The organism is Joostella sp. CR20, assembly GCF_038433465.1.
Classification (GTDB): Bacteria; Bacteroidota; Bacteroidia; order Flavobacteriales; family Flavobacteriaceae; genus Galbibacter.
The window spans coordinates 86,372-106,607 of sequence record NZ_JAESVF010000005.1 but is presented as its reverse complement, the minus strand read 5'-3'; the positions used below and the strand labels follow the sequence as shown (position 1 = coordinate 106,607).

Annotated in this window: 17 protein-coding genes and 1 tRNA gene; 4 read left to right on the top strand and 14 right to left on the bottom strand. The window is 36.1% G+C overall.

Going from position 1 to position 20,236, the window contains the following annotated elements:
* Positions 1 to 108 precede the first annotated feature (108 nt).
* Complete coding sequence (folP, locus tag JMA43_RS08720) at positions 109 to 939, top strand: dihydropteroate synthase (RefSeq protein ID WP_342156109.1); 831 nt, start codon at positions 109 to 111, stop codon at positions 937 to 939.
* 181 nt (positions 940 to 1,120) lie between these two features.
* Positions 1,121 to 1,903, top strand: a complete 783-nt coding sequence (cdaA, locus tag JMA43_RS08715; RefSeq protein ID WP_342156108.1) for a diadenylate cyclase CdaA — start codon at positions 1,121 to 1,123, stop codon at positions 1,901 to 1,903.
* A 155-nt stretch (positions 1,904 to 2,058) separates the two neighbouring features.
* Here the strand turns inward: cdaA and JMA43_RS08710 are convergent, their stop codons facing one another.
* The 3 genes from JMA43_RS08710 to truA form a co-directional block, all read right to left on the bottom strand.
* Complete coding sequence (locus JMA43_RS08710; protein ID WP_342156107.1) at positions 2,059 to 2,667, bottom strand: hypothetical protein; 609 nt, start codon at positions 2,665 to 2,667, stop codon at positions 2,059 to 2,061.
* A gap of 79 nt (positions 2,668 to 2,746) precedes the next feature.
* Positions 2,747 to 4,516, bottom strand: a complete 1,770-nt coding sequence (locus JMA43_RS08705; RefSeq protein WP_342156106.1) for an ABC transporter ATP-binding protein — start codon at positions 4,514 to 4,516, stop codon at positions 2,747 to 2,749.
* Entirely contained in the window at positions 4,509 to 5,261 is a 753-nt protein-coding gene (gene truA / locus JMA43_RS08700; protein ID WP_342156105.1) for a tRNA pseudouridine(38-40) synthase TruA, read from the bottom strand. Before truA ends, JMA43_RS08705 begins: the two co-directional genes overlap by 8 nt.
* Positions 5,262 to 5,373: 112 nt before the next feature.
* Here truA and JMA43_RS08695 point away from each other — a divergent pair, with 112 nt between their 5' ends.
* On the top strand, positions 5,374 to 5,871 hold the full coding sequence (locus JMA43_RS08695) for a metallophosphoesterase family protein (RefSeq protein ID WP_342156104.1): 498 nt from the start codon (positions 5,374 to 5,376) through the stop codon (positions 5,869 to 5,871).
* A 68-nt stretch (positions 5,872 to 5,939) separates the two neighbouring features.
* Positions 5,940 to 6,653, top strand: coding sequence for a DUF4197 domain-containing protein (locus JMA43_RS08690; RefSeq protein WP_342156103.1), 714 nt, complete (start codon positions 5,940 to 5,942; stop codon positions 6,651 to 6,653).
* 453 nt (positions 6,654 to 7,106) lie between these two features.
* Here the strand turns inward: JMA43_RS08690 and JMA43_RS08685 are convergent, their stop codons facing one another.
* From JMA43_RS08685 to tuf, 11 genes are all read right to left on the bottom strand, one after another.
* Complete coding sequence (locus JMA43_RS08685; protein ID WP_342156102.1) at positions 7,107 to 7,421, bottom strand: DUF3467 domain-containing protein; 315 nt, start codon at positions 7,419 to 7,421, stop codon at positions 7,107 to 7,109.
* A gap of 129 nt (positions 7,422 to 7,550) precedes the next feature.
* Positions 7,551 to 11,855, bottom strand: coding sequence for a DNA-directed RNA polymerase subunit beta' (rpoC, locus tag JMA43_RS08680; RefSeq protein WP_342156101.1), 4,305 nt, complete (start codon positions 11,853 to 11,855; stop codon positions 7,551 to 7,553).
* Positions 11,856 to 11,985: 130 nt separating this feature from the next.
* The gene (rpoB, locus tag JMA43_RS08675; protein ID WP_342156100.1) at positions 11,986 to 15,795 is read right to left on the bottom strand and encodes a DNA-directed RNA polymerase subunit beta; all 3,810 of its coding nucleotides are present in this window, start codon (positions 15,793 to 15,795) and stop codon (positions 11,986 to 11,988) included.
* Between the two features lie 137 nt (positions 15,796 to 15,932).
* Positions 15,933 to 16,310 carry a 50S ribosomal protein L7/L12 gene (gene rplL / locus JMA43_RS08670; RefSeq protein ID WP_342156099.1) on the bottom strand — a complete coding sequence of 126 codons (378 nt, stop codon included), beginning with the start codon at positions 16,308 to 16,310 and terminating at the stop codon, positions 15,933 to 15,935.
* A 51-nt stretch (positions 16,311 to 16,361) separates the two neighbouring features.
* Complete coding sequence (rplJ, locus tag JMA43_RS08665; protein ID WP_342156098.1) at positions 16,362 to 16,883, bottom strand: 50S ribosomal protein L10; 522 nt, start codon at positions 16,881 to 16,883, stop codon at positions 16,362 to 16,364.
* Positions 16,884 to 16,906: 23 nt separating this feature from the next.
* On the bottom strand, positions 16,907 to 17,596 hold the full coding sequence (gene rplA / locus JMA43_RS08660) for a 50S ribosomal protein L1 (protein ID WP_342156097.1): 690 nt from the start codon (positions 17,594 to 17,596) through the stop codon (positions 16,907 to 16,909).
* A 19-nt stretch (positions 17,597 to 17,615) separates the two neighbouring features.
* The gene (rplK, locus tag JMA43_RS08655; protein WP_342156096.1) at positions 17,616 to 18,053 is read right to left on the bottom strand and encodes a 50S ribosomal protein L11; all 438 of its coding nucleotides are present in this window, start codon (positions 18,051 to 18,053) and stop codon (positions 17,616 to 17,618) included.
* A 69-nt stretch (positions 18,054 to 18,122) separates the two neighbouring features.
* Positions 18,123 to 18,674 carry a transcription termination/antitermination protein NusG gene (gene nusG / locus JMA43_RS08650; protein ID WP_342156095.1) on the bottom strand — a complete coding sequence of 184 codons (552 nt, stop codon included), beginning with the start codon at positions 18,672 to 18,674 and terminating at the stop codon, positions 18,123 to 18,125.
* Positions 18,675 to 18,698: 24 nt separating this feature from the next.
* The gene (gene secE / locus JMA43_RS08645) at positions 18,699 to 18,884 is read right to left on the bottom strand and encodes a preprotein translocase subunit SecE (RefSeq protein ID WP_342156094.1); all 186 of its coding nucleotides are present in this window, start codon (positions 18,882 to 18,884) and stop codon (positions 18,699 to 18,701) included.
* A 21-nt stretch (positions 18,885 to 18,905) separates the two neighbouring features.
* Positions 18,906 to 18,976, bottom strand: a tRNA-Trp gene (locus JMA43_RS08640).
* Between the two features lie 70 nt (positions 18,977 to 19,046).
* Positions 19,047 to 20,234 (bottom strand): elongation factor Tu, encoded by a 1,188-nt coding sequence (tuf, locus tag JMA43_RS08635; protein WP_277900960.1) that lies wholly within the window; start codon positions 20,232 to 20,234, stop codon positions 19,047 to 19,049.
* Between the last annotated feature and the right edge of the window lie 2 nt (positions 20,235 to 20,236).

Below are 20,236 nucleotides of genomic sequence, written 5' to 3'. Positions count from 1 at the left end.
TTGAAGTTGTATTTCGTTGAAAAAGTGCTCAACTTTGTAGTTTGTATTTGTTTTTTCATCTTTTATACTGAAGAAAGAACATCTGTTTCGATTCAAAATAAATTAGCTATGACCCTAAATTGTAACGGTACTCTTATCGATTTAACCACTCCAAAAGTAATGGGGATTTTAAACACTACTCCCGATTCTTTTTTTGATGGCGGAAAGTATTCCAACGAAAAGGAAATACTCCTACGCGCTGAAAATATTTTAAAAGACGGAGCTACTTTTATCGACTTGGGCGCATACAGTTCTAGGCCTGGCGCCAAAGAAGTTTCTGTAGAAGAAGAGCTCAAACGTAGTGTTCCTGTTACAGAACTCATTTTAAAAAACTTTCCAGAAGCTCTTATTTCTATCGACACTTTTAGAGCTGAAGTCGCTCAAAAAAACATTGAAGCTGGTGCTTGTATGGTGAACGATATTTCTGGTGGTACGCTCGACCAAAATATGATGGATACTGTTGGAAAACTGGGAGTTCCTTATGTTTTAATGCATATGAAAGGGAACCCTGAAACCATGCAACAAAAAACAAACTATGACGATTTTTTAAAGGAAATTCTTTTCTTTTTTTCTGAACGAATTGCAGAAGCTCGCGCACATAAAATCAATGATATTATTGTTGACCCTGGTTTTGGTTTTGCTAAAACCTTAGCACAAAACTATGAGCTAATGGGTAAACTAAGTACTTTAAACATATTAGAACTTCCTATATTGGTGGGCATCAGCAGAAAATCTATGATTTATAAATTATTGCAAACCGATGCTACTAATGCACTTAACGGAACTACAATTTTAAATACTTTCGCGCTTAATCATGGCGCAAATATTTTGAGAGTTCACGACGTTAAAGAAGCTGTAGAGTGTGTTTCAATTTACAATATGCTTCAAAGTCAGCTCTAAATCAAGCTTGATTAAAGGTTAAAGCTATATTTTATAACAAAAAGTTATAAGTACAATTTCAGCAGTATTTATCACATAAATTTTTATATTTTTACTCGACAATCAAAATTTAATATTCGAAGCTTTTATTAAAGTTCGGACAATTAAAATTATGTTGTACTAAACGCAAAACCGACAAATTTTGGAAATATTTGATTTTGTTGAACTCAAAATAGTAGATATCATCGATATCTTTCTGGTGGCTTTTCTATTTTACTATTTATACAAATTAGTAAAAGGCACTGTTGCTATTAATATTTTCCTCGGAATTGTTATCATCTATGTTATTTACCTACTCACCGAGGCGCTAAACATGCGTATTTTGAGTAATATCTTCGGAAAATTTATAGGTGCTGGTTTTTTTGCTTTGATTGTTGTTTTTCAGCAAGAAATACGAAAATTTTTACTGATGATAGGTTCTACAAATTTCAGTAAAAGAGGTATCATGAAACACCTTAATTTCATGAAACACGACGGAATGGGTACCGATACCAACATAGACGCCATTCTTTCCGCCTGCGAAAAAATGAGCTCAACACTTACGGGTGCTTTAATTGTGATTGAAAGAAATAACTCTTTGGAATTCATCAAACATACTGGAGACCAAATGAATATTGAAGTAAATCAACCAATTCTTGAAAGTATTTTTTACAAAAACAGTACGTTACACGATGGTGCTATTGTAATTGAAGGCAACAAAATTGTAGCAACTAGAGCCATTTTACCTGTTTCTAACGAGCGAAACATTCCACTTCGATTTGGACTTAGACATCGTGCTGCCATTGGAGTCACCGAAAAAACTGACGCTGTAGCTCTGGTAGTAAGTGAAGAAAACGGACAGATTTCTTATATAAAAAATGGAGAGTTTGTTTTGTATGACGAGCTAATCGACCTTAAAAAAATTATTACTGAAGATTTGACATAAGTTGAATTTGATACAAATTAAGAATCCCTCGGCTATGAGTAGTTGAGTGGGTTAGCACTTAACTTTGCAAGTACACACCGAACTGAAAATCCGCGCGGATTTTCAGAAATAAGCGAGAACAAGCAATTGCTTATAACCATTGTTGGCAAATCGTTTTATTTTTTTCCGTTATCAAATTCATTAGGTTCTGGTGGTGGTGGTGGTGGTGGAATATTTGTAATGTCAAACCCCTCAAAAAGAATCTTATACTTAAAATAGTCAGAATCGTTTTGTGAATTAATTTCTTTAAACTGTCTAGCAATTTCTTTTAGAGCTCTCTTTGTTGTTTCAATTGGATATTTATCTTCAACGTAAAAATGAATTAAAGCTGGTTTTAGTTTGTCTTCATTATGCTGAAAATTATAGGTTTTTGACATTATTTCATTCAGTTCAGTTTTTAGGAATGCGATTGGTTTTCTCTTTTTGGATTTCCCGTTTTCAATTAGCAAAGAATCATTTCTAACATACAATAAATTCCGTCTGAAGTAGCATCCAATTACTCTAGAGCTTGGGCAATCTGAAAATCCAGTGATGTTATAGATTGTATCTTTTAATTCAAACCTTAATCCTGAAACTTTTCCCTCGCAAGTAATTTGTCCCATTTTGTTCCTTAATTCGGAGAAGCTCGTAACCGAATCTAAATTTATAATTTCAATATCGTTTTCCGATTGCAACTTTATAAAATCCTGTGAATACAATTCTTTCAGATTTTTTTTCTGCTCCAAATTAGAACAAGAACTTAAAATCAGAATAATAATAATTATGTAGTTACAGTTCTTCATCAAATATTTGCTAACTATTGAATTAAAGAGCTTCCTCTGCCATAAATTGCACTTCGTACAAATTACGGTAATACCCATTGTCTTGTTTAAGTAATTCTTCGTGTGTACCGGCTTCCACAATTTTTCCAGCATCCATAACCAATATCCTATCAGCTTTTTTTACTGTTGCCAAACGGTGAGCAATAACAATCGAGGTCCTTCCTTTTGTAATTTTATCGGTAGCTTTTTGAATAAGTTTTTCTGAATATCCATCAACCGACGAAGTTGCTTCATCCAAAACTAAAATACTAGGATTGCTCACATAAGCACGTAAAAACGAAATCAACTGACGCTGACCACTTGAAAGCATACTTCCTCTTTCTTTAACATTGTAATGATATCCGCCAGGTAAACTCTTTATAAATTTATGAATCCCGATATCTTTTGCTGCTTGTATAACAGTTTCTTCTTTTATTGAAGGGTCGTTTAAAGTGATATTATTCAAAATTGTATCAGCAAATAAAAATACATCTTGTAATACCACCGCTATTTGCGAACGCAACGATTGTAAAGTAAAATTGTTGATATTGATTCCGTCTACTTCAATTTCTCCTGAATTGATATCGTAAAATCTGTTTAACAAATTTATAATTGTCGATTTTCCTGCACCCGTAGCTCCTACAATGGCAATGGTTTCTCCAGGTTTAGCTTCAAATGAAATTCCGTGTAAAACTTCTTCATTTTCAATATAACCAAAGCGTACATTTTTAAAAGCTAAATCTCCTTTTAAATTAGCTGCAGTGAGTGTTCCTTTGTTTTCAATTTTACTATTGGTATCCAAAATATCAAACACTCTATTGGCAGCAACCATCCCCATTTGCAAGGTGTTAAACTTATCGGCAATTTGTCGTAAGGGTCTAAAAATCATAGACGACAACATGATGAACATAAAAATATTCCCTAAGTCACTCGCACCGTCCATTACAGCTCTTAACCCTCCAAACCAAACAATTAATCCAGTGGTTATAGACGACATAAGCTCTACAACTGCAATAAAAATTGAGTTGTACCAAACCGTATTAATCCACGCTTTTTTGTGCTTTTCGTTGATTACTTTAAACTCTTCGTACTCCTCTTTTTCTCTAACGAAAAGTTGTACAATTTTCATTCCTGTAAGTCGCTCTTGCACAAACGAATTCAAATTAGAAACTTGTTTCCTTACTTCAATAAAAGCTTTTTTCATCGCCTTTTGAAACAAACGCGTAGCATAAAGCATTAATGGTAATACAGCAAATACAATAAGCGACAGTTTCCAATCGAAATACAACATTACGCCTGCAACGGTAATCATTTTCAGTAAATCGCTCACAATCATAAAAAGGCCATCACTAAAAATAGCGGCGATACGCTCAATATCACTTACAGCTCTTGTTACCAATATTCCTACGGAAGAACTGTCAAAATACTTCATTCTAAAACTCAACATATGCTTAAAGAGTTTTACACGAATATCTTGAATAACCGACTGCCCTAACCAGTTTGCATAGTATATAAATGAGAGTTGACTAATTACTTCTAAAAACAACACAATGGTCATGTAAACCACAAACATTAATAGTCCGTGGCTATCTTTAGAAAGCACATAATCGTCAATGGTATATTTAAGTAAAATTGGACGAACAGAAGAAAATATTGAAAGTGAAATTGCCGCAAAAGCAACGCCAATAAAAGTTATACGGTAGGGTTTTGTATAGCGCATTAAACGCTTAAACAAGCCTAAATCGAATGAATTTCCTGTTGTATCTTTACTCATTAATTTTATTAATTGAATCTGGGTAAACTACCTCTGTAAGATAAAGACCGTGTGCTGGCACCGAAGCACCTGCATTACTCCTATCTTTACTATTTATAATTTGTACGAGGTCGGTTTGTGATATTTTTCCGAGTCCAACATCCAGCAATGTTCCTACAATAGCACGCACCATATTTCTTAAAAATCTGTCGGCCGTAATATGAAAAACTAACATGTCTTTCTCTCGAACCCATATTGCTTTTCGTACATCGCAAAGATATGTTTTTACATCTGTGTTTGATTTAGAAAAGCATTGAAAATCTTTATGCTTTAACAATTCTTCAGCAGCACAATTCATCGCGTCAACATCCAAATTGACTTTTACAAAATGTGCATATTCATTTAAAAACGGATTTTTCTCTTGTACCAACCAATACTCATAGCTTCGTTGAGTAGCGTCAAAACGTGCATGCGCTTCCTCTGTTACCTTAAAAATAGTTTTTATCGCAATATCTTCAGGTAAAAAACTATTCATTTTATGGGTTAGAACCTCGGTGTCGAGTGTTTCTTCAGTATCAAAATGAGCATACATTTGTTTGGCATGTACTCCAGAATCGGTTCTTCCAGCGCCCATAATACTAATATCCGAACGCAGAAGTATTGAAAGGGCTTTTTCTAAAACTTCTTGTACAGAAATTGCGTTGGGCTGATTTTGCCACCCGTGGTAATGCCTACCGTTATAAGAAAGCTCCAAAAAATATCTCAAATCAAAATGCTATTTTTGTAACAAGCTACAAAGATACTCATTTTAACGGGAGTATTTTATTTTTGAAATGGGGTATTAAAAGCCTTAAAAACATATTTGACCTTTATTTTTTATGCGAAAAATTCTTTTGCTTTCAGACACACACAGTTATATTGATGATGCCATCTTGAAGTATGTAAAACAAGCCGATGAAGTTTGGCATGCAGGAGATATTGGAAGTCTTGATGTGACCGATACTCTTAAAAAACTCAAACCTTTAAGGGGTGTTTATGGTAACATTGACGACGATAAAGCGCGCGTAGAATTTCCAGAAAACAATCGTTTTTTTTGTGAAGGAGTTGATGTATGGATAACTCATATCGGCGGATATCCAAATAAATACGACCGTAGAATTAAAGATGAAATCATTAAAAATCCTCCAAAACTATTTATCTGCGGACACTCGCATATCCTAAAAGTAATGTGGGATAAAAAACTGAATTTATTACACATGAATCCTGGCGCAGCAGGAAAACATGGATTTCATAAAGTTAGAACCATGTTGCGATTTGTAATCGATGGCGAACAAATAAAATACTTAGAAATTATCGAGCTTGAAAAACGATTATAGAAAATTATCATAAAAAATTACGAGCCTATAAAAAGTAATGTACTTTTGTGCTCTAAAAAATTGAAAAAATGAAGAAAATAGTAATGGCCTCTTTATTGGCAACATCAGTTTTACTTACCAATTGCACAAGTTTAAATACTGGCGGAACAACAACTCAAAACAGCAACATTCCATTAAATACCGTGCAATCGGTTTTAAACAACGGAACCCAAGAAGCTTTTTCCGTTTTTGGTGATTCAAACGAGTTCATGACCAATGCCCTTATTGATGCGGCCATGCCACAACAACTAAAAGACATTAACAGCAAACTTACTTCTTTAGGTTTGTCGAGTATTGTAGAAAAAGAGCAAGCGCTCATTAGCGACATCGCAAATGCATCTATTACTACCGCAAAACCTATCGTTACCAAAGCCATTAACGAAATGACTGCTCAAGATGCTATTTCGATTATTTCTGGAGGAAAAGGCGCTGCAACATCGTATTTAAAAGACAAAACTTATACCGATTTAATCAACGCTATCACTCCAGTCGTTTCTCAAAAAACAGAAGCACTTGGTGTAAACGACCTTTTAAATAACGCTTTAGGAGCAAACTCGAGCTCTCTAAACTCCATTTTAGGAAGCGTTCTTGGCACTAGCACCACAACAAATAACACCTCCGATATTTTAACCGATGCGGTAACAAAACAACTTACCGACGGACTTTTTAATATTGTTGAAGACACCGAAAACAACGTACGTTCCAACCCTTCAACCATTCTAAACTCTGTTTTGAGCAACTAACAATTTCTTTATAAAATAAAAAATGCGTTTAGAAGTATAAAATCTAAACGCATTTTTTATGTATTGCTATTTTATTTTTAGTAGCACTTAAGCAAGCGTAAAAATCTAAAACTGTTACCCGCCTGCCTACCGTCAGGCAGGCTTTCGCCCATACACGGTATTTGGCTCAATCGGGGCTAGCAGGTTACGCAAGCGGATTTTATGTTGTCTAATTTGTTGAATTGAAAGATTGAAAGATTATACGATTAAACAATTCAACACTTTAACAAATGAAACTTTCTCTATTCCGTCTAAATGAAAACTACACTTAAGAAAGCAGTCATGTCGAGCCTGCCTTTGTCGGCAGACAGGCAGAGTCGAGACATCGCATCCTGATTAACAATTAAAATCGGTTAATTGTTAAATTGAAAAATTAAGCGATTAAACAATTCAATACTTTAACAAATGTAAACATTAAGCCTCTCCAGTTGGACCGAAGTTCAATGGCATTGGAGGTTGCTCGTAATCTTTAATCTCCCCGTGTGCTTGCTCAAATCGGTTTACATTATCAGCTAAAGCCTTTAAAAAACGTTTGGCGTGTTGCGGTGTTAAAATAATTCTACTTTTCACTTTTGCCTTTGGACGTCCAGGCATAATACTCACATAATCTACCACAAACTCCGATACCGAATGATTGATAATAGCAAGGTTTGCGTAAGTTCCTTCCGCAGTAGCATCGTCTAATTCTATATTGATTTGATTTTTCTTTTGGTCGTTTTGATCACTCATTGTATATGTTTAAAATTTGAAAGTTTGTTGAGAATGCTCCCAAATCAAACTTCAGTAAAAATAGTTTTTAAAAAAGAAAACCCCAAAGAAAAATTTCTTTGGGGTTTTGCTATTCTATATTAAGTATCCTTAAAAGTTAACGTGCTGCTGTTTGCTAGCCATAATCTCGTTGTACTCTTCTTTAGATCCTACGATAATGTTATCGTAATCTCTCATACCAGTACCAGCTGGAATTCTGTGTCCAACAATTACGTTTTCTTTTAATCCTTCAAGATCATCAACTTTACCGCTTACTGCTGCTTCGTTCAATACTTTTGTAGTTTCTTGGAACGATGCTGCCGAGATAAACGATTTTGTTTGTAACGACGCTCTTGTAATACCTTGTAAAATTGGTGTTGCTACTGCTGGTACAGCATCTCTTGCAATTACCAATTGTTTATCTGCTCTTCTTAAGATCGAATTTTCATCTCTTAACTCACGAGGCGAAACAATTTGTCCTGCTCTAAGCGTATCTGAATCTCCTGCATCTTCGATAACTTTCATTCCAAAGATTCTGTCATTTTCTTCAATGAAATCGTCTTTATGAACTAATTGTTGCTCTAAGAATGTAGTATCTCCAGAATCTTGAATATTAACTTTACGCATCATTTGACGTACTACTACCTCAAAGTGCTTATCGTTAATTTTCACCCCTTGTAAACGGTATACCTCCTGTACTTCGTTTACTAAGTATTGCTGTACTGCAGATGGGCCTTTAATTCTTAAGATATCTTCTGGAGTGATCGAACCGTCTGAAAGCGGCATACCAGCACGAACGTAATCGTTCTCCTGAACAAGAATTTGGTTAGATAATTTCACCAAATACTTTTTAATATCTCCTAATTTAGACTCTACAATAATCTCGCGGTTACCTCTTTTAATTTTTCCGAAAGAAACAACTCCGTCAATCTCGGTAACAACTGCTGGGTTAGAAGGGTTACGTGCTTCGAAAAGCTCGGTAACTCTCGGAAGACCTCCTGTAATATCCCCTGCTTTAGAAGATCTTCTAGGAATCTTAACTAATACTTTACCTTCGGCAATTTTCTCGTTGTTGTCTACCATAATGTGGGCTCCAACAGGTAAGTTGTACGAACGTAAAGTTTCTCCTTTAGCGTCTTTAATTAAAAGCGTAGGAATTAATTTTTTGTTTCTAGATTCAGAAATTACTTTCTCTTGGAATCCTGTTTGCTCATCAATTTCTACTTGGTAAGTAACCCCTTGATCGATATTTTCGTAAGCAATTTTTCCTGAGAATTCAGAAACAATTACCGCGTTATATGGATCCCATTGACAGATTACAGTTCCTTTTTCTACTTTTTGTCCTTCTTTCACAAAAATTTGAGAACCGTAAGGAACGTTATTAGTAGCAAGTACAATACCTGTTTTCTCGTCAACAAACTTAACTTCTGCAGTTCTAGAAATTACAACATCAACTTCGTTTCCGTCAGCATCAGAACCTTTAACAGTTTTAAGGTCTTCGATTTCTAGCTTGCTGTTAAATTTAGCGATTACTTTATTTTCTTCTGAAATGTTTCCTGCAATACCTCCCACGTGGAATGTACGAAGTGTAAGCTGTGTTCCAGGCTCTCCAATAGATTGCGCGGCTACAACACCAACAGCTTCTCCACGTTGAACCATTTTACCAGTTGCAAGGTTACGTCCGTAACATTTCGCACAAATTCCTTGTTTTGCTTCACAAGTAAGTGGCGAACGTACTTCGATTTTCTCTACTGGAGAGGCGTCGATTTTCTTAACGATTTCTTCTGAAATTTCTTCTCCTGAACGAACTAATAATTCTTCCGTTAACGGATCGTAAACATCGTGTAAAGAAACACGTCCTAAAATACGTTCTCCTAAAGATTCTACAACTTCGTCATTCTTTTTCAATGCTTCAACTTCAACACCACGTAACGTACCACAATCTTCAGTATTTACGATAACGTCTTGAGAAACGTCTACCAAACGACGTGTTAAGTATCCAGCATCGGCAGTTTTAAGTGCGGTATCGGCAAGACCTTTACGAGCACCGTGCGTAGAGATAAAGTACTCAAGAATCGAAAGTCCTTCTTTAAAGTTAGAAAGAATCGGGTTCTCAATAATTTCTCCACCACCTGCGGTCGATTTTTTAGGTTTCGCCATCAATCCACGCATACCTGTAAGCTGACGAATCTGTTCTTTAGATCCCCTCGCTCCAGAGTCAAGCATCATGAATACCGAGTTAAATCCTTGGTTATCTTCACGAATACGTTTCATAGCAAGTTCTGTAAGCATTGCGTTGGCAGAAGTCCAAACGTCAATTACCTGATTATAACGCTCATTATTTGTAATAAGACCCATGTTATAATTTGCCATAATTCCGTCTACTTGCTCATTAGCTTCAGCAATCATTGGGTGTTTTTCTTCAGGAATAATAATATCTCCTAAACTGAATGATAAACCTCCTTTGAATGCGAAGTTATACCCCATACTCTTAATTTTATCTAAGAAGTCTGCGGTTGTAGGTACATCGGTAGCTTTTAAAATGTTACCAATAATATCTCTAAGCGATTTTTTGGTTAATACCTCATTGATATAACCTGCTTTTTCTGGAACTACTTGGTTGAATAAAATTCTACCAACAGTAGTTTCAATAATTTGCATTACCAATTCGCCTTTATCGTTAAAGTCTTTTGCACGAACTTTTACCATTGCGTTTAGATCAACTTTTTTCTCGTTGAATGCAATTGTAACCTCGTCTGCAGAATAGAAAGTTAATCCTTCACCTTTAATTGGGTGCTCTGGAGTTGACTTTCTAGCTTTCGTCATATAATACAATCCAAGAACCATGTCTTGAGATGGTACTGTAATTGGCGAACCATTTGCAGGGTTCAAGATATTATGAGATGCCAACATTAACATTTGTGCTTCCAAAATAGCTTCTGGTCCTAATGGTAAGTGAACCGCCATCTGGTCTCCATCGAAATCGGCGTTAAATGCAGTACACACTAATGGGTGTAACTGGATTGCTTTCCCTTCGATTAACTTAGGCTGGAACGCTTGGATACCCAAACGGTGAAGCGTTGGAGCACGGTTTAGTAATACTGGATGTCCCTTAAGAACGTTTTCCAAGATATCCCAAACCACTGGCTCTCTTTTGTCAATAATTTTCTTAGCAGATTTTACTGTTTTTACAATTCCTCTTTCTATTAATTTTCTAATAACAAAAGGTTTGTACAGCTCGGCTGCCATATTTTTTGGAAGACCACACTCGTATAATTTCATTTCTGGTCCAACAACAATAACCGAACGTGCTGAATAATCTACACGTTTACCTAAAAGGTTTTGACGGAAACGTCCTTGTTTTCCTTTTAATGAATCTGAAAGTGATTTAAGTGGTCTATTCGATTCTGTTTTTACAGCAGAAGATTTACGTGTGTTATCGAATAAAGAATCTACCGACTCTTGAAGCATACGCTTCTCGTTACGTAAAATTACTTCTGGTGCTTTAATCTCCATTAAACGTTTTAAACGATTGTTTCTGATGATTACTCTACGATACAAATCATTTAAATCTGAAGTTGCAAAACGCCCTCCGTCAAGTGGTACTAATGGACGTAATTCTGGTGGAATAACCGGAATTACTTTCATAATCATCCACTCTGGATTGTTTTCTCTGTTCTTTTGAGACTCACGAAGTGCCTCAACAACTTGCAAACGTTTTAATGCTTCCGTTTTACGTTGCTTAGAAGTTTCGGTATTTGCTTTGTGTCTTAACTCGTAAGAAAGTTCGTCAAGATCGATTCTTGATAATAAATCGATTAAACACTCAGCTCCCATTTTAGCGATAAACTTATTTGGGTCTGTGTCTTCTAAGTATTGGTTTTCTGTTGGAAGAGATTCTAAAATATTTAGGTATTCTTCTTCTGTTAAGAAATCCATTTTTTGAACAGGATCACCATCAGCATTTGTAGCATTTCCTGGTTGGATAACTACATAACGCTCGTAATAGATAATCATGTCTAACTTCTTAGATGGTAATCCAAGAAGGTAACCTATTTTATTTGGTAAAGAACGGAAATACCAGATGTGTGCAACTGGCACTACCAAATTGATGTGTCCTACTCTATCTCTACGTACCTTTTTCTCGGTAACTTCAACACCACATCGGTCACATACAATACCTTTATAACGTATTCTTTTGTATTTTCCACAAGCACATTCGTAGTCTTTAACAGGCCCAAAAATACGCTCACAAAAAAGACCATCGCGTTCTGGTTTGTGCGTACGGTAATTAATGGTTTCCGGTTTTAGCACTTCTCCTCTAGACTCTGCTAAAATAGACTCTGGAGATGCTAACCCGATTGAGATCTTGTTAAACCTCTGTTGTACTGTATTCTTATCTTTATTTCTAGCCATAATAAATGGTGATAATGAATTAAGTGTAATTTACCCTTTTGGGGTTTTATATTTCGACTATAAAAGTTCGAACTAAATTTCCTTTTTAAGGAAGACACTCAGCGTGTACCGAGTGCCTTCATTAAAATTATTATTCTTCTAATCTGATATCTAATCCAAGACCCTTCAATTCATGCATTAATACATTGAATGATTCTGGTAATCCTGGTTCTGGCATCATCTCTCCCTTAACGATCGACTCGTAAGTTTTAGCTCTACCAATAACGTCATCAGATTTTACAGTTAAGATTTCTCTAAGCGTACTTGAAGCACCATAAGCCTCAAGAGCCCAAACCTCCATCTCACCAAAACGCTGACCTCCAAATTGTGCTTTACCACCTAAAGGTTGCTGTGTAATTAATGAGTATGGCCCGATAGAACGTGCGTGCATTTTATCGTCTACCATGTGTCCTAATTTAAGCATGTAAATTACTCCCACAGTAGCTGCTTGGTCGAAACGCTCTCCTGTACCACCATCATAAAGATATGTGTGTCCAAATCTTGGAATACCTGCCTTGTCTGTAAGTTCATTGATTTCGTCTAACGAAGCTCCGTCGAAAATTGGCGTAGCAAACTTTTTACCTAAGTTTTTACCTGCCCATCCAAGTACAGTTTCGTAAATCTGACCAATGTTCATACGTGATGGTACCCCTAGCGGATTCAATACGATATCTACTGGTGTTCCATCTTCTAAGAAAGGCATATCTTCTTGACGAACAATACGAGCAACAATACCTTTGTTACCGTGACGACCTGCCATTTTATCTCCTACTTTAAGCTTACGTTTTTTAGCAATGTATACTTTAGCAAGTTTCATGATTCCTGCTGGTAATTCATCTCCAACAGAAATAGTAAACTTATCTCTACGTAACGCTCCTTGTAGGTCGTTTAATTTAATTTTATAGTTATGAAGAAGATCGTTGATAAGTGCATTTGTCTCATCGTCGGTTGTCCATGTTCCGCTTACTAAGTGTGCAAAATCATCAACAGCATTCAACATTTTTTGGGTATATTTCTTTCCTTTAGGGAATACTTCTTCACCTAAATCGTTAAATACACCTTGTGATGTTTTTCCGTTTACAATTGAGAATAATTTATCAACCAATACATCTTTAAGTACAGTGAATTTACTTTCAAATTCTAACTCCAACTTAGCGATATCTTCTTTATCTTTTGCTCTCTTACGCTTATCTTTAATAGCTCTAGAGAACAATTTCTTATCGATAACAACTCCGTTTAACGAAGGAGAAGCTTTTAATGATGCATCTTTTACATCTCCAGCTTTATCTCCGAAGATTGCACGAAGTAATTTTTCTTCTGGAGTTGGGTCTGACTCACCTTTTGGTGTAATCTTACCAATTAAAATATCTCCAGGTTTTACCTCGGCACCAATACGAATCATTCCGTTTTCGTCAAGCTCTCTTGTAGCTTCTTCAGAAACGTTTGGAATATCGTTGGTTAACTCTTCTGCTCCTAACTTGGTATCTCTAACTTCTAACGAATATTCATCGATATGAATTGAAGTAAAGATATCTTCTCTTACTACTTTTTCAGAAATTACAATCGCATCCTCAAAGTTATACCCTTTCCAAGGCATAAAGGCTACTTGTAAGTTTCTTCCTAATGCAAGCTCTCCTTGTTGTGTAGCATATCCTTCGCAAAGTACTTGTCCTTTAGCAACTTTATCACCTTTTCTTACAATTGGTTTTAAGTTGATAGAAGTACCTTGGTTTGTTTTTCTGAATTTAATAAGATCGTAGGTTTTGAAATCGTCATCAAAACTAACTAGTCTATCATTTTCAGTTCTATCGTATTTAATAGTAATTTTAGAAGCATCTACGTAATCGATAACTCCATTTCCTTCAGCATTAATTAAAACACGAGAATCTGAAGCTACTTGACGCTCAAGACCTGTACCAACAATTGGAGACTCTGGTCTTAATAATGGAACTGCCTGGCGCATCATGTTAGATCCCATCAAGGCACGGTTCGCATCATCATGCTCTAAGAAAGGAATTAACGAAGCCGAAATCGAAGCGATTTGGTTTGGCGCAACGTCTGTGTAATGAACCTCTGCAGGATCTACAACTGGGAAGTCACCTTCCATACGTGCAATTACCTTATCTGTATCGATTGTTCCATCATTTGCTAATGGAATATTGGCTTGTGCTATTTTCTTTTCTTCTTCTTCTTCGGCACTTAAGTAAAGTATTTCTGAAAGATCTACTTTTCCTTCGTTAACCTTTCTATATGGAGTTTCGATGAATCCCATACCGTTTACTTTCGCAAACACACTTAATGAAGAAATCAAACCAATGTTTGGACCCTCTGGTGTTTCAATCGGACAAAGACGTCCGTAGTGCGTATAGTGAACGTCACGCACCTCGAATCCTGCTCTCTCACGAGAAAGACCTCCAGGTCCTAATGCAGATAAACGACGTTTGTGTGTAATCTCTGCTAACGGATTGGTTTGATCCATAAACTGAGATAACTGGTTTGTTCCAAAGAAAGAATTAATTACCGATGATAATGTTTTAGCATTAATCAAATCGATTGGTGTAAACACCTCGTTGTCACGTACATTCATACGCTCACGAATTGTTCTTGCCATACGTGCAAGACCTACACCAAACTGAGATGATAATTGCTCTCCTACTGTTCTAACACGACGGTTAGATAAGTGATCGATATCATCAATCTCTGCTTTTGAGTTAATTAACTCAATAAGGTATTTGATAATGGTAATAATATCTTCTTTTGTTAAAACTTGTTTATCCATTTCGATATCCAAGCCTAACTTTTTATTCATTCTATAACGACCTACTTCACCTAAGTTGTAACGTTGATCTGAGAAGAATAATTTGTCAATAATACCTCTTGCTGTTTCCTCATCTGGCGGTTCAGCATTACGTAATTGACGGTATATGTGTTCTACAGCCTCTTTTTCAGAGTTTGTAGGATCTTTTTGTAATGTGTTATAGATAATAGCATAATCTCCTGTTTGGCTATCCTCTTTGTGTAATAAGATAGTTTTAACATCGGTATCTACTATTTCATCAATGTGTTCTTTTTCAAGAACAGTATCTCTATCTAAGATGATTTCATTACGTTCAATAGAAACCACCTCTCCTGTATCCTCATCTACGAAATCTTCATGCCAAGTTTTAAGCACACGTGCCGCTAACTTTCTGCCCAACACTTTTTTCAATCCACTTTTAGAAACTTTTACTTCTTCAGCAAGATCGAAAATTTCAAGAATATCTTTATCGCGCTCAAAACCAATAGCACGGAAAAGTGTTGTAACAGGTAATTTTTTCTTTCTATCGATATAAGCATACATAACGCTATTGATATCGGTAGCAAATTCTATCCAAGAACCTTTAAAAGGAATTACTCTGGCAGAATACAATTTAGTTCCATTCGCATGGAATGATTGACCAAAGAATACACCTGGAGACCTGTGTAATTGGGATACAACAACGCGTTCCGCTCCGTTAATAACAAAGGTACCACTAGGCGTCATGTAAGGAATTACACCTAAATAAACATCCTGTACTATGGTTTCAAAATCTTCGTGCTCAGGATCTGTACAGTATAGTTTTAGTCTTGCTTTTAACGGCACACTGTATGTTAATCCTCTTTCAATACACTCTTGAATTGAATAACGTGGAGGATCAATAAAGTAGTCTAAAAACTCAAGTACAAATTGATTACGCGTATCAGTAATGGGGAAGTTCTCCAAGAAGGTGTTATAAAGACCTTCGTTACCTCTTTCTTCAGATTTAGTTTCCAGTTGAAAGAAATCCTGGAATGACTTAATCTGAATGTCCAAGAAATCCGGATATGCCGGCGTATTCTTTGCAGAGGCGAAATTAATTCTTTCAGTCTGATTTGTGAACATCAATGGACAATATTTTGATTAAAGTGAAAATTGAAAAAACGTATACATTTATATACGCAAAAAGGGTTTAGGTCTCTACCCCATAAAATTGGGTAGGACCTAAACCATATTGTACAGCTTGGCGCTGTAGGGTGGAATTACTTTAATTCTACCTCTGCACCAGCTTCTTCTAAAGACTTCTTAAGACCTTCAGCCTCGTCTTTAGCAACTCCTTCTTTGATAGCTTTTGGAGCACTATCAACTATTTCTTTAGCTTCTTTAAGTCCTAAACCAGTTAATTCTTTAACTAATTTTACAACAGCTAATTTAGACGCTCCAGCTGATTTAAGGATTACATCAAATTCTGATTTTTCCTCAGCAGCTTCACCACCAGCAGCAGCTCCTCCACCAGCAACAGCTACAGCTGCAGCAGCAGGTTCGATACCGTATTCTTCTTTTAAGATATCAGCTAATTCGTTTACTTCTTTTACTGTTAAATTAACTAATTGTTCTGCAAAATCTTTTAAATCTGCCATTTTCTATCGTTTTAATAAATTTTTAATATAATTGTTTTAAGTGCGTACTACTTATGATTCTTTTTCTGATAATGTTTTAAGGATACCAGCTAATTTACCACCTCCAGACTTAAGTCCGCTAATAACATTCTTAGCAGGCGACTGAAGTAATGAGATAATATCTCCAATAACTTCTTCTTTAGATTTGATGTTAACTAGGTTATCTAGTTGATCATCTCCAAGATAAACTGCTTCTTCAATAAAAGCACCTTTAAGTAATGGTCTATCTGATTTTTTACGGAAATCCTTAATTAATTTCGCTGGAGCGTTTCCTGTTTCAGAAAGCATTAAAGAAGTGTTTCCTTTAAGCACTGTTGGAAGTTCCCCGAAATCTTTATCAGAAGCTTCCATTGCTTTTGCAAGCAATGTATTTTTTACAACTGCAAGTTTGATGTTTGCTTTAAAACAAGCTCTACGTAAGTTAGAAGTTGTTTGAGCATCCAATCCAGAAATATCAGCTAAATAGATATTTCCATTATCACCTAACTGCGCAGTTAAATCTTCTATTACCGTTAACTTTTCTTCTCTAGTCATGATTAAAAAATTTATACTGCCAATTAAACTGCCTTAGGATCTACAGGAATACTAGGACTCATAGTACTAGAAATAAAGATACTCTTTACGTAAGTTCCTTTAGCCGCAGTTGGCTTCAATTTTAATAATGTTTGTAATAATTCGTTTGCGTTACCAGCAATTTTATCTGCTGAGAAAGATGCTTTACCAATAGCCGCATGAACGATACCTGTTTTATCAACTTTAAAGTCAATTTTACCAGCTTTTACTTCACTTACAGCTTTAGCTACATCCATAGTAACTGTACCTGTTTTTGGATTAGGCATTAATCCTCTTGGCCCTAAAATACGTCCTAAAGGTCCTAATTTACCCATTACGCTTGGCATAGTGATAATTACATCAACATCTGTCCAACCGTCTTTTATCTTTTGTAAGTACTCATCTAACCCTACGTAATCAGCTCCAGCTTCTTTTGCTTCAGCTTCTTTATCTGGAGTAACCAATGCTAAAACTTTAACATCTTTACCTGTTCCATGAGGAAGCGTTACAACACCTCTTACCATTTGATTAGCTTTACGTGGATCTACTCCTAAACGTACTGCCAAATCAACAGATGCATCAAACTTAACGTTAGTGATATCTTTTACTAATTGAGAAGCTTCTTCTACAGAATACAATTTGTTTCTGTCGATTTTAACTACTGCTTCTTTTTGTTTTTTTGTTAATTTTGCCATTTCTAGATTCTTTTAAGATTTAAAAAGGCTTATCACCTGAAACCGTTAATCCCATAGATCTTGCTGTTCCTGCTACCATGCTCATTGCTGACTCTACAGTAAACGCATTAAGATCTTGCATTTTGTCCTCTGCGATAGCTTTTACTTGATCCCAAGTAACGCTAGCAACCTTTTTACGGTTTGGCTCTCCAGAACCCTTCTTAACCTTAGCCGCTTCCAAAAGCTGAACTGCCGCTGGCGGTGTCTTAATTACAAAGTCAAATGATTTGTCTTTGTATACGGTGATAACAACTGGTAATACTTTACCTTGCTTGTCCTGCGTACGAGCATTAAATTGCTTACAGAACTCCATGATGTTAACACCGGCAGCACCTAGAGCGGGTCCAACCGGTGGCGACGGATTCGCAGCACCTCCCCTAACTTGTAGTTTAACTACTTTACTAACTTCTTTTGCCATTGTTTGTGTTCAATTTAAATTTGAATCGCCTTATTTATGGAAGCAAGACGAATCTATATAATGTAACTATTATACTTTCTCAACTTGCATATAACTCAATTCTAATGGTGTTTTTCTTCCAAAAATCTTAACCATTACTTCGAGTTTACGTCTTTCTTCATTTACCTTTTCAACAGTTCCATTGAAACCATTAAAAGGACCATCTATAACTTTAATAGTCTCACCTATAGTGTAAGGAATAGCAACATTATCTGTCTTAACAGATAATTCATCAACTTTTCCTAACATTCTATTCACTTCAGATTTTCTTAAAGGAACAGGATCACCTCCTTTTACTTCTCCTAAAAACCCAATAACACCAGTTATAGACTTAATAACGTGTACTATCTCCCCTCCTAAGTTGGCTTTCACCATTACATAACCTGGAAAATAAACACGTTCTTTATTTATCTTTTTACCGTTTCGTATTTGAACCACTTTTTCAGTAGGCACCAACACTTCATCTACATAATCTGAATACCCAAGGCGAGCTATATCTTGTTCTATGTAGCCTTTCACTTTATTCTCTTGGCCACTCACAGCCCTTACTACATACCACTGTTTTGCTAACGCTTCTGCCATTGCAATACTCGTCTTTAAATATTATTAATTAATTACACCAAAATAAAGCTTGATAAGTTTAGCTAAAACTGTATCAACACCCCAAATTGCTAATGAAAAAAGTATAGAGAAAACAGCAACTACAACCATTAGGTTCTGTCCTTCAGCCCAACTAGGCCAAGTAACATTCGCTCTTAACTCTTCAAATGATTCTTTTATATAATTTACCATTTTTACTCTATATTATTTTTGCACGGGTGGAGAGATTCGAACTCCCATCAACGGTTTTGGAGACCGGTATTCTACCCTTGAACTACACCCGTTTATTCAAGTTCAAAGGCGTCTGACTCATAAAAAATCAGACACCCTTTAAACTTGTTATAATTCTAAAACTTAGTCTAAAATTTCAGTTACCTGACCAGCTCCTACTGTTCTACCTCCTTCACGGATAGCAAAACGTAAACCTTTGTTAAGAGCGATTGGTTGTAACAACTCAACAGTAATTGTTAAGTTATCTCCAGGCATTACCATCTCAACTCCATCAGGCAAAGTAATAGTACCTGTTACGTCAGTTGTACGCACGTAGAACTGTGGACGGTAGTTGTTATGGAACGGAGTGTGACGTCCACCTTCTTCTTTCTTAAGAACGTAAACCTCTGCTTTAAATTTAGCGTGAGGAGTTACAGAACCTGGCTTACAGATAACCATACCTCTTTTGATATCAGTTTTCTCAATACCTCTTAATAAGATACCTACGTTATCTCCAGCTTCACCTCTATCTAAAATTTTACGGAACATCTCAACCCCTGTAATAGTAGAAGTTAATTTCTCAGCTCCCATACCGATGATATCTACAGCCTCACCAGTTTTAGCAACTCCAGACTCGATACGTCCAGTAGCAACTGTACCACGACCTGTAATTGTAAATACATCCTCGATAGGCATTAAGAAATCTTTATCGACATCTCTTTGAGGTAACTCGATCCACTCATCAACAGCTTCCATCAATTTCATTACAGAGTCAACCCACTTTTGCTCTCCATTTAAAGCACCTAGAGCAGAACCTGGAATCACAGGACCATTATCTCCATCGTACTCATAGAAAGAAAGTAATTCTCTTACCTCCATATCAACAAGCTCTAAAAGCTCCTCATCATCAACCATGTCAACTTTATTCAAGAAAACAACGATTCTTGGAACCCCAACCTGACGTCCTAAAAGGATGTGCTCTCTAGTTTGTGGCATTGGACCATCAGTAGCAGCAACTACCAAGATAGCTCCGTCCATTTGAGCAGCACCTGTAACCATGTTCTTTACGTAATCCGCGTGACCAGGACAGTCAACGTGAGCGTAGTGACGATTTGCAGTTTGATACTCTACGTGAGAAGTATTAATTGTGATACCTCTTTCTTTTTCTTCAGGAGCGTTATCGATAGAATCGAATGAACGTGCATCAGAAAGACCAGCATCTGCTAATACTTTAGTGATAGCAGCAGTTAAAGTAGTTTTACCGTGATCTACGTGTCCAATAGTACCTATATTTAAGTGTGGTTTGGAACGATCAAAAGTTTCCTTTGCCATGA